Annotated in this window: 12 protein-coding genes; 6 read left to right on the top strand and 6 right to left on the bottom strand. The window is 44.9% G+C overall.

Going from position 1 to position 16135, the window contains the following annotated elements; all coding sequences use genetic code 11:
* Positions 1 to 73: 73 nt before the first annotated feature.
* Positions 74 to 1180 carry a conjugal transfer protein TraF gene (traF, locus tag H5T88_05125; protein MBC7329726.1) on the bottom strand — a complete coding sequence of 369 codons (1107 nt, stop codon included), beginning with the start codon at positions 1178 to 1180 and terminating at the stop codon, positions 74 to 76.
* Positions 1181 to 1286: 106 nt separating this feature from the next.
* Between traF and H5T88_05120 the strand changes: the two genes are divergently transcribed.
* The 5 genes from H5T88_05120 (at position 1287) to H5T88_05100 (ending at position 10242) form a co-directional block, all read left to right on the top strand.
* Positions 1287 to 2198 carry a DUF1727 domain-containing protein gene (locus H5T88_05120; protein MBC7329725.1) on the top strand — a complete coding sequence of 304 codons (912 nt, stop codon included), beginning with the start codon at positions 1287 to 1289 and terminating at the stop codon, positions 2196 to 2198.
* A complete protein-coding gene (locus H5T88_05115) occupies positions 2195 to 2935 on the top strand; it encodes a glutamine amidotransferase (GenBank protein MBC7329724.1) in 741 nt (246 codons plus the stop codon). The genes H5T88_05120 and H5T88_05115 overlap by 4 nt, the downstream gene beginning before the upstream one ends.
* A complete protein-coding gene (locus H5T88_05110) occupies positions 2932 to 6066 on the top strand; it encodes a hypothetical protein (protein ID MBC7329723.1) in 3135 nt (1044 codons plus the stop codon). Before H5T88_05115 ends, H5T88_05110 begins: the two co-directional genes overlap by 4 nt.
* A 61-nt stretch (positions 6067 to 6127) precedes the next feature.
* On the top strand, positions 6128 to 8704 hold the full coding sequence (locus H5T88_05105; protein ID MBC7329722.1) for a beta-galactosidase trimerization domain-containing protein: 2577 nt from the start codon (positions 6128 to 6130) through the stop codon (positions 8702 to 8704).
* Between the two features lie 5 nt (positions 8705 to 8709).
* On the top strand, positions 8710 to 10242 hold the full coding sequence (locus H5T88_05100; protein ID MBC7329721.1) for a DUF2961 domain-containing protein: 1533 nt from the start codon (positions 8710 to 8712) through the stop codon (positions 10240 to 10242).
* Here the strand turns inward: H5T88_05100 and lnt are convergent.
* Genes lnt through H5T88_05085 form a run of 3 tightly spaced genes read right to left on the bottom strand, consistent with a single transcriptional unit; the run spans position 10239 to position 13776 of the window.
* Positions 10239 to 11678 carry an apolipoprotein N-acyltransferase gene (lnt, locus tag H5T88_05095; protein ID MBC7329720.1) on the bottom strand — a complete coding sequence of 480 codons (1440 nt, stop codon included), beginning with the start codon at positions 11676 to 11678 and terminating at the stop codon, positions 10239 to 10241. The two genes, H5T88_05100 and lnt, sit on opposite strands and share 4 nt — an antisense overlap.
* On the bottom strand, positions 11675 to 12253 hold the full coding sequence (locus H5T88_05090) for a helix-turn-helix domain-containing protein (protein ID MBC7329719.1): 579 nt from the start codon (positions 12251 to 12253) through the stop codon (positions 11675 to 11677). The genes lnt and H5T88_05090 overlap by 4 nt, the downstream gene beginning before the upstream one ends.
* Before the next feature lie 5 nt (positions 12254 to 12258).
* A complete protein-coding gene (locus tag H5T88_05085; protein MBC7329718.1) occupies positions 12259 to 13776 on the bottom strand; it encodes a 2-isopropylmalate synthase in 1518 nt (505 codons plus the stop codon).
* Positions 13777 to 14010: 234 nt separating this feature from the next.
* Here H5T88_05085 and H5T88_05080 point away from each other — a divergent pair, with 234 nt between their 5' ends.
* Positions 14011 to 14520 (top strand): hypothetical protein, encoded by a 510-nt coding sequence (locus H5T88_05080; GenBank protein MBC7329717.1) that lies wholly within the window; start codon positions 14011 to 14013, stop codon positions 14518 to 14520.
* On the opposite strand, the gene H5T88_05075 is transcribed toward H5T88_05080, so the two are convergent.
* Both H5T88_05075 and H5T88_05070 read right to left on the bottom strand, forming a co-directional pair.
* Positions 14517 to 15098 (bottom strand): hypothetical protein, encoded by a 582-nt coding sequence (locus H5T88_05075; protein ID MBC7329716.1) that lies wholly within the window; start codon positions 15096 to 15098, stop codon positions 14517 to 14519. The genes H5T88_05080 and H5T88_05075 overlap by 4 nt on opposite strands.
* 4 nt (positions 15099 to 15102) lie before the next feature.
* Entirely contained in the window at positions 15103 to 16128 is a 1026-nt protein-coding gene (locus H5T88_05070) for an aspartate-semialdehyde dehydrogenase (protein ID MBC7329715.1), read from the bottom strand.
* Between the last annotated feature and the right edge of the window lie 7 nt (positions 16129 to 16135).

The following is a 16135-nucleotide window of genomic DNA, read 5'->3' as shown; positions in this document are numbered from 1 at the left end:
CGTATTTCCATTCTAAAATTTTGGGAAAAATTTCAGGGGGCGTCCCCTTCGGGGACGCCCCCCTATTTCTCTTTTAAAAAAGGGATAAGCTTAAGGCTACCTTCTCTTCTATCGTCTTCCCGCTCGTTACATCTAATCTGAAATTCCCTTTCCCCAATCCAATCCCCCAAACGAATCCTCCATCCAAAATGCCAGCCCTAAACGCCAATATCCCCAATCTAACCTCTCCACCCAAATCTAACCTCCCTTTCGTAAACATATTCGTCCACTGGGCTGTGACTATCCCATTTGGATATACCTTAGCCACACCGACATCCATATCCATATCAAGCTTAAGCTCGTTTGCTCCCGAAAAAAGCTTTGGTGAATTGATATTCCTCAACATCAAACCATATCTCGTCCCATTTTTCCCGAGCCAAAGAAGCCCATAATCCAGCCCCAGCGCCGAGCTTGATATATCGGGAGATTCTGTGGTTTGTGAAAATACGTCTCCAGTGTTTATATCAGTGGTATATGTGTGATTGACCTCAGCAGCATATCCTTTATATCTTCCGCGTATTGAGCGGATATTTAGCCCCCATAGGCGATTGCCTTCCCCACCAGCAAATGAAAAGCAAAGGTTATATAGATAGTACGCTCCGAGAGGCAACTCGGCTCTTTCAAGATTTTGTCCTGGGTTATTGGGGTCAGGACCATTTGAATATTTAACTACTCCTTGTCCTATAATGGTTCCATATCCAGTAAGAGCGAAGCGATTGCCCGAAAGAGCGAAGAAAGGCGTGATTTCTGCTGAAACTGTTTTGTTATTAGTTTTTATGAGAATATCCCTGGCGTCATTAAGGTCATCAAGTGTAACTTCGTTATTTTCTGCATTATCCGCTATATCTGCCAATTTTTCCCAATCATCAATTGTATCTACATTCTCAACTCTTGCGGAAATGCTGAAAGGCATATGAAAACCCTTCAGAAGCGCCAATCCCGCTGGGTTCCAGAATGGGGCATAGGGGTTATCGCAGAGCGCAACGCCCGCGCCTCCCATAGCGACGATACTTGCATTAGCGCCCATAATCCCTCCCCCTATTTTGGAAGGAGTAGGGGGTGAGGCGCTAATGCCATTAGCCAAAAGAAGCACCGCTATAGCCAACACAAAAACTACAAGCAACTTTTTCACTTCTCTCATACCTCCTTTTTTAGATTTTTTAATTATTGGACATAAAAAAATCCTGTCAATATTTTTTAAATTAGCGCCTTTCTTTACACGAAATCAAGCGGTAAAATAGTTTAAAATGAGGAAATTTATCGCTAGCCTTGTAGCGAAGTCACTCACTAAATCGCTAAGAGCCTTTCAACTGGGAGGGAGAACAGCTCTTCCCGGTTTCTTGGCGGAGAAAATCTTCCCATCCCTTCTTTCCGAACTCCGTGAGAACTTCTCAAAAGGAATCATCCTTATAACCGGGACGAATGGAAAGACTACAACGGCAAGGCTTGTCACTAATGTTCTAAAGGCGAAAGGCTATAGAGTAATCCACAACTTTACGGGTTCAAACCTAACAAGAGGGATATTGGGGCAAATCCTCATAAACTATTCTCTTCAATGGGCAAGCCACGGTCATCTGGGCTATTATAAATGCTTAAATTGCGGTTTCCAAAGAACAAATCTTGACATATCCGCCCTCTCCATCTGCACTGCTTTGGATATTGAACTGAAATCAACAATTGATGTGTTGAGTGAGGCTACGCCGGATTTTGGAAGATTGGAGAGATTCAAAGTTGATTCAAAAGAATGTATCCTTCTTCTTGCGGAGAATCCCGCTGGCTTCTCCATAAATATTGATACAGTCAAAAGAGAGAAGAGAAAGAAGAACTTCCTAATCATTTTGAACGATAATCTCGCCGATGGAACGGATACATCCTGGATTTGGAATGTTGATTTTGAGAGCTTAAAGGACGAGGATTTTCGCTTTGTTATATGCTCGGGGATAAGGGCTGAGGATATTGCTCTTCGCTTAAAATACGCTTGCATCCCTCAAGCTAAAATTGAGATAATAAACGATGTAAGACAAGCCTTTCAAAGGGCGGTCGCACTTATGAACGATGACGAGCGTCTTTATATCCTTCCCAACTACACCGCTATGCTGGCAATAAGGGGTTATTTGGCGGGAGAAGGACTTCTAATGGATTTTTGGAGGTCTCAATGAGGATAGAAATCTCCTACCTATCTCCCGATTTGATGAGCCTTTACGGAGATGTGGGAAATGTAATAACGATTATCAGACGTTGCCAGTGGAGAAATATAAAATGCGAAATCTATGAGGTTAAGGCAGGGGAAAGAGCGGATTTTAGGCGAGCCGATCTGCTCTTTATGGGTGGAGGACAGGATAAAGGGCAAAGGATAGTGGGAAAAGATTTGCAAAATTATAAGGAGGAGATAAAAGGGCTCGTTGAGAATGGTCTGCCTGCTCTGCTGATCTGCGGTGGCTATCAGCTTTTTGGAAAGTATTCCAAAACGAAAGACGGAGTCTATATCCCGGGAATTGATGTGCTGGATATTTGGGCTGTTGGAGGGGAAAGGAGGATGATTGGAAATGTTGTCATTGAATCCCTTTTGTTCGACCAACTCGTTGGATTTGAGAATCATAGCGGTAGAACATTTCTGGGAGAGAAGGTCAAGCCTCTTGGAAAAATTGTGAAAGGGTATGGAAATAATGGGAGAGACAAGTTAGAGGAAGCGATTTATAAAAATGTGCTCGGAACATATTTACATGGACCTTTTCTTCCCCAGGTTGCGGATTGGCTTATAGCGAAGGCACTTTCCTATCGCTATAAGGACTATAAGGAGGAGATATCACTTGAGCCAATGGATGAGACATTGGAGCATTTAGCTCACAATTCCCAAGAAAGGAGGGCGTATACGGCGAAGACCTTACACATATGAAGAATCCATCATTTGCTTTAATCTTCCTCCTCTGGATTTCCGCTTTTAGCGAGGGTATCCTCGGGGAAAAGATTCTCTATGATGGTCTGATGCTGAGCTCTACTCAACTGCTTGACCCAATTCCCGCGAAACCAACATCTCAGCTGATTTCCAAGGACGGTCTATCCCTTCGTTTATCCTCAACGGGTTCTATTTGCGAGGTGCAAGTTAGGGGAGAAAGATATGGAACCAAAGGGGATTTGCTCAGCGGTTTCTTCGTCAGGGATGTGATAAGGGATTCAATCTATAATCTCAAGGGAAAGTTATCAAAGGTTAAGAATGGAGCAATACTGCAAACCGCTGAGCTCACGGAAGCTTCCCTTGTTTTCCAAGCGGTTTATGAAAGCCATCGCGATTTCATCAAGGTGAAAGGAAGCATAAAGGATACATCGGGAAATGATAGGGCAATAACCCTTTATTTTGCCCTTCCCATTGATGCAATAGGTTGGTTTTGGTGGGATGATATCGTTGCAAAACGCTCAATAGAGGAAGGCAAGGAATTTATAAACGCAGAGGAAGATTGCCCCTTTGGAGCAAATGGAAAACATTCCCGCTATCCCCTTGCCACCATTTCAAACAGAGATAAATCCCTAACGATTGCCATCCCGATGGATAAGCCAGTTGTCCATCGCCTCGTTTACAATTCTCAAACAAAGCTGTTCTTCATCGCGTTTGACTTCGCCCTTGTAAAAGATACTTTAAAATTCCCTTCTCGTGCTGATTTTGAATTTCTCATTTATACTTCCGACCCTCGCTGGGGGTTCCGTTCCGCTTTGGAGCGATATTATTCCTTTTATCCTTCCTTCTTCGTGAAGAGGGTGCAAAAGGAAGGTGGATGGTATGTTTGGGGAAATATTAAGGACATGCCCGAGGCAGCTGATGCGGGATTCATGTTTCACTGGGGTCCAAGCGGACCGGAGGCTGTGAAATATGACAACGAGAAGGGATTTTATTCTCTCCTATACAATGAAATTGAATTTTATCAATTATCGCTGGGCGACTTCAAGGAAAATCCATCTTATAACGATGCAATTTATAGACTAAGGAAGACCGCCGAGGGTGATAAAGGGACATTGGACATTTTAGACAAGCTCGCCTACACTGGTGGCTCTGGATTCTTCGGACAGATTCCGAGAAGGGAATATTTCAAGCAGATATCTAAAGCGGTCTTGAAATCGGCTCTCTATGACGAAAGTGGAAATACTATTTGTATGATTGGAAACTTTCCCTGGATAGGCAATAGTGGTTGGGGAGCGATTTTCCCCTGCAACTTGGACCCTGAAATACCCGACGGCTATGGAAGATTCAACATTGATTTTTCCTACAAATCCGCTTTTGAGCAACATAAAAAGCAGGGAGCCCGTTTGGATGGCTTCGCCCTTGATTCTTATGGAGGATATGGCGATGATAAAAGAATGAATTTCAGAAGAGAGCATTTCCCTTATGTTGATTTCCCCTTGACCTTTTCCTTTAAAGAAAAGCGTCCCGTCATTGTTCAATACTTCTCTCTCATTGAGTGGACGAAAGCTCTTGCAGGGAGATATCATCCTCAAGGGCTTCTGCTTATGGCGAACTGCGCTTGGGCACAAGCCCCTGCCTTCCTCACCTTCTCCGCTCCCTATTTGGATATATTTGGTGCAGAAGCTCCCTATCACCCTGACCCTCGTTTCATTCGCTCAATCGCCTATCATAAGTCCTGTACAGACCTCCCTTACTCCCCTCGTCCTGAATGGGAGGTTAAATTTCATCTTCTATATGGAATCTTCCCTGGACACGGCAATGATTTGAATCTTCTCAAGAAATATAATCCCTACTTGCAAATCCTCGCGAAAGCTGGCTGGGAGCCAGTGACTTATGCTTATCCCGATAAGGAAGAAATTTTGATTGAGCGTTTCGGAAAAGGTAAAGTAATCTATCTATCTGTCCACAATCCTAAAGACGAAGCCAAAAGTTTCAATTTATTCGTTGAGATTGACAAGCTGGGCTTGAAAAATATAAAGGCTACTAATTTATTGACAGGCGAGGCTTTGCGGGTTCTACCTTCTGGTAAGAAAGCGAGAATCCAAATTAATATTTCCTCTAAAGATACATTTGTGATAAAAATAGAAGAGGTGAAAGAGATGAAACCTGCATATTTGGAGAGATACAAATATCCACGCCTCATTCTAATGCCCACTGGTAAGAAGGGGGAGTTTGACAGCGAGCTCGTGGATTGCTTCAAAATGGTTTTGGATTACGATAAGGGTGTGGGAGAGCTTTATCAAAAGGACGGTTATTACTATGCGGTTTACACAGGATTTGATGGAGAATCCTATCGCTGTGGTCTAGTGCGAAGCGAGGACCTTTTGAATTGGGAGAAGCTTGGCTTGATTTTGGATACAGGTAAAGAGGGCGAATTTGATTTCGGCTCAGCGGGAGGAGGGGTTGCTTTTAAATGGAAAAGCAAATTCTATATGGTTTATACTGGTTATCCCTTTAAGGGATATGAGAATGGTCCAGGGAAGATTGGATTAGCTGTTTCCACTGATTTAATTCATTGGAGGAAATTAGGTGTTATCTTGGAGCCGGAAAAGGAATACAAATGGGAGGCGGGAGGTTTGTATCAGCCTTTCCCATTAATATACGATGGGAAATTTTATATATTTTATAACGCGAAAGACGAAAAAGAAGAGTGGATTGAGCAAACGGGATTGGCGATTTCCGAGTTGAAAGAGCCTTTTAAATTTACTAAATATCCAAACAATCCCGTTCTCCCTGTGGGTGATGCGGGAAGTTGGGATAGCAGATTTGCTTCTGACCCCTGGCTCATAAGGATTGGGGGTAAATGGCATATGTTCTATTACGGCTTCAATGGGGTTCATGCCCAAGATGGCGTTGCAATCAGCGACGACTTAAAAAGATGGAAGAAATCTCCTTTCAATCCCATTTTAGAAGTGGGTGAAGCTGGTAGCTATGACGAAATTCATGCCCATAAGCCGTGCGTGGTCTTTAAAGGAAGAGTATATTACCACTTCTATTGTGCGGTGGGCAGTAAAGGGAGGTGCATAGCCCTTGCGACAAGCGTCCCTTTGGTGCAAGAAGAGATACATTAAACAACTCATTTTTATTTCCTTTGTTGTTGTAGCTTTTATCCATGCGAAAGGAGGGGGAACTGTGCCTATTGAGTTGACATCATATGGAAAATCCGTATTTCGGCTTGAGTTTCGCCCATTGCCTCAAACTATGGAGGCAACCTTCAATGAAGTTGAGCAAAGGCTCGCTGAAAGCGGAGTTGATGCCCGTTGGATAAGCGTTGTTGACCCATGGGGAAGTCCCGTATATTCATCAAATATAATCCCTTCCCCTTATCCTCACGCCGAAAAGAACGAGGAAATCCTCCACAGGTGGATAGAGGTCATTCATTCAAAGGGATTGCCGGTTATGAGTTGGTACCCCCTTATCTTTTCCGAATCCGGCTGGAAGACCCATCCTGAATGGAGACAGGTTTCCCTTCTTCCCTGGCCGGAGGGAAAAGCGAAGGAAATTTCCTGTTGTATCAATTCGGGATATGGCGACGCCCTAATTGAGCTCATGTGCGAGGCAATCGGTCGTTTCAAATTGGATGGCATTTGGTTTGATGGTTCCGCCTTCACCCAAATCTGGGAAAGACCCCTTCCACTCACCTGTTTTTGTCCATCCTGTCGGGAAAAATTTAAAAAGGAGACTGGACTTGATTTGCCAGAAAAGATGGATTGGAATGACCCAGTATTCCGCCGTTGGGTTGCCTGGCGTTTCAGGGTATTCGGAGAATATATCGGTAAGGCGGCAAGGGAGATAAGACAGCGTTATCCAAATGTGGTAGTGGTTGTGAATCACTATCATCGCCCCCAAATCCCTTGGCATAGTGCCATTCCTCTTGATATCTATGAAGCCGATATAATCACAGGCTCCGAGGCAACGGGTATGGATGCCGTTGACCTCACGATGCGACTCTGCCGAGCCTATGGACGACCTCAAAGTGAGGTCTGGCGTCCCCTTGATGTCGGCGATGAGCCTGAGCAATCCCCCCAAACAAACGACCTCCTCCATCATGCCCTCTCCTGCTATATAGCGGGAGGAATGCCTTCATTCGGCTACCCGGGTGGTGATTTCAACAAAGTTTATCAAACAGTTAGACTGATTTCCCCCATAATGCGGGCGATTCATCCCTATGTCGGCGGCAAATCCTTTCCCTATCTCGCTATCCATATCTCCCAGCAGTCGGAAACCTTCTATTTCGGTAGAGCCATTGACGGAAAGGGATGGAAATTGGAGCCTTTCTTCGCTCTCCTCAATCGCTGGACAAAGGAACTCATGAACCTTCACATTCCTCTCGATTATATTTACGATAAGGCTCTCACAAAGAAAACTCTCGCCCGCTACAAAGTCCTTCTCCTCCCTCTATCTCCTGCCCTATCCAATCAACAGGCAGAGGCTATATTGGATTTTGCGGAAAAAGGAGGAATCGTATATTTAGGTCCCGGTTGCGGAGAGCTTGATGAATGGGGCGAGCGGAGGGGAAGAAATCCCCTTGGGGAAAAGCTCGGTTTCAAATTTGAGGATATTTATCCTCCCAGTGCCTCCGAAATTCATCAACATACAATCCTGTCTCCAAAGGGAGTTAGCCTTACCGTGCTAACTTCTTTATATGCTCCCATTAAGACGCTTGGGAAAGGATGGGAAATCCTCTTCAAGGAGCGAAGTTCTAACGCACCAGCCATTGCTTTGAGGAAATATGGGAAAGGATTCTTCATCCTCTCCTCAATAGATTTGCAAGCAGTTTATCCCTGGCAACCGATAGAAGGGCTGGATACGAAAATTTCTCCCTGTTTTGAAAATCCTGCTGAGGGAAAAGCCTGCGCCGAATTCATAGACGCGCCAAAAGCACCTTACAATTTCTGCCCCGATATGGAGATACAGAACTTTCCCGCAATTGATGAGGAAAGATATATAGGTGGAAAGATGAGTTTTTACATTAAAGTGAAGGATGCCGATGCCCAGATAGAGATGAGAAATTTGGAAACGGGAGCAACAGGGGTTCTCCTTCATTTTTCCTCTTCTGGTCATTTAACTATAAATGGGAAGGATATCATCGCTTTTCCGCTAAACGAATGGTTGAAAGTTGAGGCGGAATTTCGTTTCCCAAAGGAATCGGATGCTGGAAAGGTTGACATAAGACTCTTTCTTTCGGATAAATTAGAGGAAAGGAAGGACTTGCCTCTACTAAGCGACGGATTTAAGCGATGCGATTGGGCAGTTATTTTCGCTCCAGGGACTAAAGAGGGGAGATTTTGGGTTGATGATGTGGAGATTTACGGTGTGAAATCAGATGGAGTAGAGGTTCTTTTATTTAATGAAGATTTTGAGGGATATGGAAAGGAGTCTCCTCCAAAGCTCTGTCAATTGCTATGGGAGAGGATAAAGGAATTGGCTCCACCTCCTTTTGAATTAAGAGAAGGGAAGGAAATACGCGTAGGTGCTTTTGAGAAAAACGGGGTCATTTATCTTCATCTTCACAATCCTCGCGGGACTTGGCGGGATTTCGGAAAGGATGAAGGAGAAAAATTGGAGATTCTCTTTCGCTTTCCATTTAAACAAGCTAATCTCCCATTGAAAAACAACTCTAATTTAAATGTGAGGAAAGAAGGGAAACTATACATTATCTCCCTTTCCGCTCCTTCGCTTTATGAGATAATATCTTTGAAGAGGTGATGAATATGAGAAAATCGCTTTTGGTTTTACTTTTGATGATGCCTTTTTATGCCGTCAGTGAAAGATTGCCAGCTTTAGATTTTTCCTCTTTGTTCACTCCCCTTCTGGGCGAAACGAGATGCGAAAACGCATTGTGGTGGGAGAATCCGGAGGGAAAGAGGTTCACTAAAAGGGAAGTCGTGATTGCTGATTTGAAAGGACCAGGGATAATCACTATGATACATTTCGCTATGCCTGAGAAGCTGAAGCTTGACAGAAGTATAATCTTGCGCATTTTCTGGGATGGAGAGAAGAACCCAAGCGTTGAGGTTCCTCTCGTTGATTTCTTCTGCGACCCCAACGGCACATTAGATAATATAAATACCATACTTGTGGACAAGAAAAGGGGTTGGAATGCCTACTTCCCGATGCCCTTCAGAAAATCAGCCAAGATAGTTCTTTATTTTGATGACGAGCATATACCAGAGGAAGCGATAAACTCTTATGCCCCCTGTTATTCATATGTTATGTGGCGTCCCCTTCCTTCTTTACCCCCTAACGCTCTTTATTTCCATGCATATTGGCGACAGGAGAAAATCCTCTTGGGCAAAAGGGATTATATAGCCTTAGAAGCAAATGGAGAGGGACAGGTTGTCGGTTTGAATGTCACCGTGAGGGGAGTCCAACCCGGTGGGATAGGTTATCCCGTTGACCAAAATGTAAAGTTCTATATTGACGGGGAAAAGGAACCCTCAATTGAGTGGCAGGGAATGGAGGATGCGTTTGGATTTTCCTATGGCTTTCCCGAGGACAAGACCATCTTCCTTTATAGAGGGTGGCATCCCTATTACAAATATGGTGCTTTCGCCTATAAATTCCTCCTAACGGACCGAATTTCCTTCAAGAAATCCCTAAAGGTAGCAATTGGTTTCGGAAAAAACGAGCATCCGATATTCAGGCAAATCTACTCCCAACCTTCTCACACTCTTGAATTCTCCACCACGGTTTATTGGTATCAGAGGGAACCACATAAACCAAACCTACCCTTGCCTTCCTATACGCTTCGCCTTCCTTCTCCGGATGCGATGCAAATAGCTGAAAGTGAGCAATTGGCGAAGAAGTATCGTGAGGAAGGGATAACTTTGAGCTTACGTTGTGGTCATCCCGATGGAGATGTTGAGTTTAGGGAAAGAGGCTGGGATTATCGTTGGAAAGAGGGCTATTCCTTCTACAATCCATCCCTTTGGCCTGGTGAGGTTAGCCATTGTTGGGCGGGATGGAAGAGGCTGAGATTTGACATCTTTTGTCCGAAGGGAGCGAAGGGAAATTTGCGGTTTTTCATAATAGACCCAGATAATTTCGCTGGCGGAAGAATCCAAGGGATAACTGTAGAGGGAAGAGAAATCGGTTTGTTTAAGGATTTTCAGAAAGGAAAGTGGGTAGAGGTGGAAATAAAGGAGGAGGATACAATGGATGGAGTTATATCGGTAGTTATGGAAAACCTAAAGGAAGGCGGAAATGCAGTGGTTTCCTTTGTGCAATTCAGGGAAAGGCGTTAACGCTGTTTGCCTGTTTTTCTAAAGCCAAAGATTGTGATTAGCATAGGTAAAAAAAGGAGGAGAAGTATATAATCGCCGAGATAAGTGTATGGCGTGTTCTTCCCTTCCCCAACCTTTCCCACTAAGACAGCAGGGACAAAAAGACCTGCTCTCTTCAAGATTTTTCCATCTGGGGCGATTATGGCGGAGATTCCCGTGGTTGTTGCTCGGAGGAGATAGCGTCCTTCTTCACAGGCACGCAAAGAGGAAAATGCAAGGTGTTGCTCCCCTGCCCAAGTTCTCCCAAACCAAGAATCGTTTGTTATTACAACCAATATATCCGCCCCTTTAATGGAATATTCCCGAGCTATCCTGGGGAATATTGACTCAAAGCATATTATGGGACCCAATGAGAAGCCCTTGCATTCCAAGGGATGCCACCCCTTTCCCGGAGTGAAATCAAAATCTCTTACTCCCAGCTTTTTCAACCAGGGGAAAATTTTCCTCCAGGGAACGAACTCACCGAAGGGAACCAATTGAACCTTGTCATATCTGCCCATGATTTTCCCATCTGGAGAGAAAAGGAGAGCGCTATTATAAATTCTTCCTTTTTCCTCTATTGGAGAACCTATTAAGACATAGCTGTTCTTCTCTCTTGCCAAATTCTCTACCCATTCTCGCACCTTTTGAACATCGGGGATGGAAACGGGAAAAGCTGTTTCAGAGAAAACGATTAAATCTTGCCTTGGTAAGCCCCTAAGCATAGGTTCGTAAGCTCTCATAAGTTCATCAATTGAAGGACTACTCCATAGCCCAGCTTGACGAGTTACCCTTTCTCCTATCCCTGCTTGCGTAACGGCTACCCTGATGTTTCCTTCCTTTGGATGATAGAGAATGTTCATTCCAAAGCCGATTATGTGGGCGATGATTAAAGTAAGGAGTGAACTTTTAATTCCTCTTTTTAAGGGTAATAAGGCAAGGAATCCGTTGTGCATTGCAAGAATGAAGGTTAGGAGAAACATACCTCCTATTTTGCAGATACCCAAAAGGGGGGTATCAAGGTATTGACTTTGAGCCAAGGAACCCCAAGTGAAGCCGAAGCGTCCCAAGCTCCTCAGGTAATCAAACCCTGTCCATATGGAGGCGAAAATTAAAGCTCCTTGCCAATCTTCTCGCTTTAATAGCGAGAAAAAAAGGGATATTAAGGCGAAATAGAAGCCCTCAAAAAGGGACAGGGCTATCCATGGTATAATCCCGAAGATAAGTATCCAGTAAAGGAGACAGCCGATGAAGACGAAGCCGAAAAACCAGCCGAGGAAGAAAGCGTTTATCGGTTTTCTGCCTTTTATAACAATTATGAAAGGGACGAGAGCAAACCATGCTATTGGAAACAGGTTTGCTCTCGGGAAGGCAAGGACTAAAAGTAAGGCTGAGGAGCAGAGGAAGAAGAGACTCACTTACCTCTGCTTCTCAGCACTTGCGTTCTTATCCTATGCGCCTGCTCCAGCCTCTGGGCCAAATTCTTCTTTATTTCCTCAACGGCGGCGCGAGTGAAAAAGATTTTGTCCCCCTTCTTGGGAGGAGTAATAACTCCTTTATGGAGCCAGGTGTAGAAGGTTTGCCTGCTGATGCCCAATTGTCTCGCTACCCAACTTATTGATTGCCCTACTTGGTCCTTTACCATATCTTTGATATCCTGTGGAGTTGGGCATTTCTTCTTCAGCTCCTGTACTTCCTCTTTGAGAAATAGACGTTTCCCTCCCATCCTCTTCACAGTGAGGAAGCCTCCCTTCACCAACTTCTGTAGAACAGAATCGTTGATGCCAAGGATTTCCTTGGTTTCCCTTGCGCTCAAATGTTTCTCCACGAATTCCTTCGCTTTTTCCACATACTCTTGAGTATAATATCTCTTCCTCCCCACTTTGGGGGCGGGTGGAAGCCCTCCCTTCTTCTGCCAGCTGATCAGTCGGGCAACAGTGATGCCCAACTCCTTCGCTACTTCAGATGCTTTTAGTCTCTTTTCTTTTTCCATCCAAATCACTTCCTTTCCGTAAAAGCTATTAGCTTATTTAAAGCCTGAACATAGGCTTTCGCCGCCGCCTCCAAGATATCCTGCGATGCCCCCTTACCGGAATATATCTGCCCCTCCCTTTCCACCCTTACTGTAACCTCACCAATCGCTTCCGTCTCTCCAGTAATTGACTCAACCCTGAAATCCACCAATTGATGGGGGGTTGCGAAGATTTTCGCTATCGCTTTATAAATAGCATCAACCGGTCCAACACCAACAGCTGACTCCACAAAGGCAGTATTCTCTTTGATAAGCCTAACAGTCGCCGTGGGTAGCAGTCCTGAACCTGAAGTAACCTGTACATAATCCAAACTCATTATCTCCGGTGGAGTGTAGACCTCGTCCGAGATTATAGCCTCAATATCCCTATCCGTCATCCCTTTCTTCCTGTCTGCTACTTCCTTAAAACGCACATAAGCCCTTGCTAATTCCTCCCTTGAAAGGTCGTATCCTAACTCACGGACCTTTTCCTCAAAGGCGTGTCTGCCGGAATGCTTACCTAAAACAATCCTGCTCTGAGGAACGCCAACTTGACGAGGGTCTATTATCTCGTAAGTTCTTCTGTCCTTCATCACTCCGTGGACATGGATTCCCGCCTCGTGGGCAAAGGCGTTATCACCAACTATCGCTTTATTTGGTTGAATCGGCAGCCCTGTTAGGTCGGATACAAGTCTGCTTGTGCGATAAATCTGGGTTGTATCTATATCAACCCTTAAGGGGAAGTAATCCTTTCTCGTTATGATAGTCATTATCACTTCCTCAAGGGCAGCGTTTCCCGCTCTCTCCCCGATTCCGTTTATAGTCCCTTCAACTTGTCTCGCCCCAGCCAACACGGCTGAAAGAGAATTCGCTACAGCTAACCCCAAATCATTATGGCAATGAACGCTTAATATTGCCTTATCAATTCCTCTTACTTGCCCTCTAATTTTCTTTATGAGTTCACCGAATTCCCAAGGGAGAGCATAGCCAACGGTATCTGGAACATTAATCACTGTGGCGCCCGCTTCCAGAACGGCCTCAAATACCTCGCAAAGGAAATCAGGGTCTGAACGAGTTGCATCCTCAGCGGAGAATTCAACATCATCCGAGTATTCTTTGGCGAGCTTGACCGCTTCAATAGCCGCTTTCTTTACCTCGCTTGGGGTCATCTCCAGTTTCTTCTTCATATGTATTTCCGAGGTGGCGATGAAGGTATGAATGCGTTTCCTCTTTGCAAGCTTCAACGCTTCTCCCGCTGCTTTTATATCTTCTTCCTTAGCCCTCGCCAATGCGCAGATTATAGGACCTTCAACTGTTTCCGCTATCTGCTTCACTGCTTCAAAATCACCTTTTGAGGAAATGGGAAATCCAGCCTCTATCACATCTACTCCCAAGCGAGCAAGTTGTTGTGCAATTTGAAGCTTTTCCTCGGGATAGAGGGAGGCTCCCGGCGATTGCTCGCCGTCTCTCAATGTCGTATCAAAAATGTATACTTTTTCAGACAAGCCAGTCACCTCGTATATTATTTTACATAGTATTCCCTTTTTGTCAAGGCTATGTGTTATAAAATCTTTAAATTAGATAATATCGGTGAAGTATGGAGTAGAAGCGGTAAAGGGAGCTTTCGGCGTTTCAAGAAATATGGGAAGTCTTCTAAGGAGTCTCAAATGTTTTGGAATTATACACTTTCTTCACTTTTCCGTTTAATTTCTCTAAAATTATAAAAAGGAGGAATGCCTATGGCTGTGGGTAGGTTCCAGGTTATGGCTATGTTGCAAGCTGCGAGGGCGCATATCCTCGGTCTTCCCGAGGAATCCGCCTTTAGCTGGGGACTTAATAGGGCGATATTTTACGCTGCCGCCAAAAAAGGCTTTAAGAAAGCCCTTCCCCCACCTCGCCTTGAGGAGCTTTTCCCGCAAAAAAGAAAAGAGGAAATAGAAAAGCTGAGGAAAACATTTGGCGTTTATCATCTGGGAGACGAGATGGCATATAGCGTTGAGATAGATGGAAAGCTACTCTTTACAATTGGCAAGGAGATACAGGATGAAAAAGCCTTTAAGAAGCAAATAGCTTCTCGCTTTGGCGACCTCTTTCCCCAAGCTTGGGAGGAAGCCCTTAACATCTGCCGGCAATACGATAAGGGCGTTCTCCTTTCCCAAAGATATTTCTACGAGACCGTCTACAAACCGCGCAGAGACGAATTAGCGAAGAAATGGAGTGAGCTCGTCGCGGGTAAACGCGTCACCTAAGCTTTCAACTTCCGCCAATATTCCGTTGCAATTGGTGCTTCCTTGCCAACGATGTAGAGGGAACTTAATTCCTTCAGCACTATCCCTTCCTGACCCCTCTCCACAGCTTCCCTCAAATGGGTGGACAAATCAATTAGCGGTTTATACTCTAGGGAGAAAAAGGGTGCTGATAGTTTAAGCGAGAGGAGGGCTTCTTTCCTCTTCTCTAAAGGCAAATTCCCGAGAAATTCACCGTTAAGGAAAATCACATCAAAAACCAAAACTTGAGCGGAGCGCGCTCCCCTCTCAGTGAAAAGAGAGGGAATGAATCGCCGTCCCTCAGGATGGCAAAGTTCCGCATCCAAAAGGGTTCCCTTGGGCAAAATTTTACCTGCCATTTCTATAAGATAGGGAAGCCGAGGAGTCCAATTGGGATGGCGTTCCAACCTCCTTCCCCAAATCTCGCATCTTTCATCTTCGTACTTGATTATCTGTACCCGCCAGCCATCCACTTTAGGCTCCCATATCCAGTTGCCTTCCAACTCCTCACCGAAATAGGGAATAGGTTGCATCAACCAAATAGGTCCGGTGAGGCGCAATTCCCTACCTTTTCAGCAGTCCTCTTCTATGCATCTCCTCCGCAATTTGTACTGCGTTTAAAGCCGCTCCTTTTCGTAGATTATCCGCGACTATCCAGAGATGAAGTCCTGTCTCAACGAAGGGGTCTTCCCTTATCCTCCCAACGAAAACCTCGTCCTTTCCATCCGCATCTATCGGCATAGGATAGCTTCTACCCGAGTGTGGAGACGGCTCATCAATAACCTTAACACCCGGTGCGCGCCGCAAAATCTCCCTTGCCTCTTCAGCGGTTATCTTCTCTTCCGTTTCTATATATACTGCCTCGCTGTGACAATTGAAAACTGGCACACGAACGCAGGTAGCTGTTATCTTTATATCGGGGTCGTGAAGTATCTTATGCGTTTCGTTTACCATCTTCATTTCCTCGCTTGTATAGCCAATCTCGTTGAATGAACCGATATGTGGTATCAAATTGAAGGCTATTCTGTAGGGATAGGCATAGGTCATCTTGACATCTTCCGAGTAAATCAACTGCAAAATGGATTGCTGACGAAGCTCCGCTATAGCATCCCTTCCCGTGCCTGAAACAGCTTGATATGTTGCTGCGAAAATCCTCTTAATCCTTGACCTTTCGTAAAGTGGTTTTAAAGCTACCACCATTTGAATGGTGGAGCAATTGGGATTTGCTATTAGCCCCTTGTGCCACTCCAAATCCTCGGGATTGACTTCAGGCACAACTAAGGGAACATCTGGTTCTAAGCGAAAGGTGGCGGAATTATCTATCACAGTCGCCCCTCTTTTAACTGCTTCCTTTGCGAAGAGCTCGCTCGCCCTTTCCGTCCCTGCAAATAAGGCTATATCAACCCCCTCAAACTCCTCTGGCTTGGTTTCCTTTACGGTGTATTTCATTCCATCAACCTCTACTACCCTGCTTGAACGGGCGAGGACCTTTATCTCTTTTATGGGCAAAGAACTGGTCTTAAGGACTCGCAGGAGTTCCTCTCCTACAGCTCCAACTCCTACAACAGCTACGCTATAGCCTTCTCGCATTCCTCTT

The organism is bacterium, from assembly GCA_014360495.1.
Classification (GTDB): Bacteria; Armatimonadota; JACIXR01; order JACIXR01; family JACIXR01; genus JACIXR01.
This window is presented reverse-complemented; position numbering and strand designations above follow the sequence as displayed.

Bases quoted from the DNA above. Each gene is read 5' to 3' on its own strand.
- traF (MBC7329726.1), bottom strand. From the start codon at position 1,180: ATGAGAGAAGTGAAAAAGTTGCTTGTAGTTTTTGTGTTGGCTATAGCG.
- H5T88_05120 (MBC7329725.1), top strand. From the start codon at position 1,287: ATGAGGAAATTTATCGCTAGCCTTGTAGCGAAGTCACTCACTAAATCG.
- H5T88_05115 (MBC7329724.1), top strand. From the start codon at position 2,195: ATGAGGATAGAAATCTCCTACCTATCTCCCGATTTGATGAGCCTTTAC.
- H5T88_05110 (MBC7329723.1), top strand. From the start codon at position 2,932: ATGAAGAATCCATCATTTGCTTTAATCTTCCTCCTCTGGATTTCCGCT.
- H5T88_05100 (MBC7329721.1), top strand. From the start codon at position 8,710: ATGAGAAAATCGCTTTTGGTTTTACTTTTGATGATGCCTTTTTATGCC.
- H5T88_05090 (MBC7329719.1), bottom strand. From the start codon at position 12,253: ATGGAAAAAGAAAAGAGACTAAAAGCATCTGAAGTAGCGAAGGAGTTG.
- H5T88_05080 (MBC7329717.1), top strand. From the start codon at position 14,011: ATGGCTGTGGGTAGGTTCCAGGTTATGGCTATGTTGCAAGCTGCGAGG.
- H5T88_05070 (MBC7329715.1), bottom strand. From the start codon at position 16,128: ATGCGAGAAGGCTATAGCGTAGCTGTTGTAGGAGTTGGAGCTGTAGGA.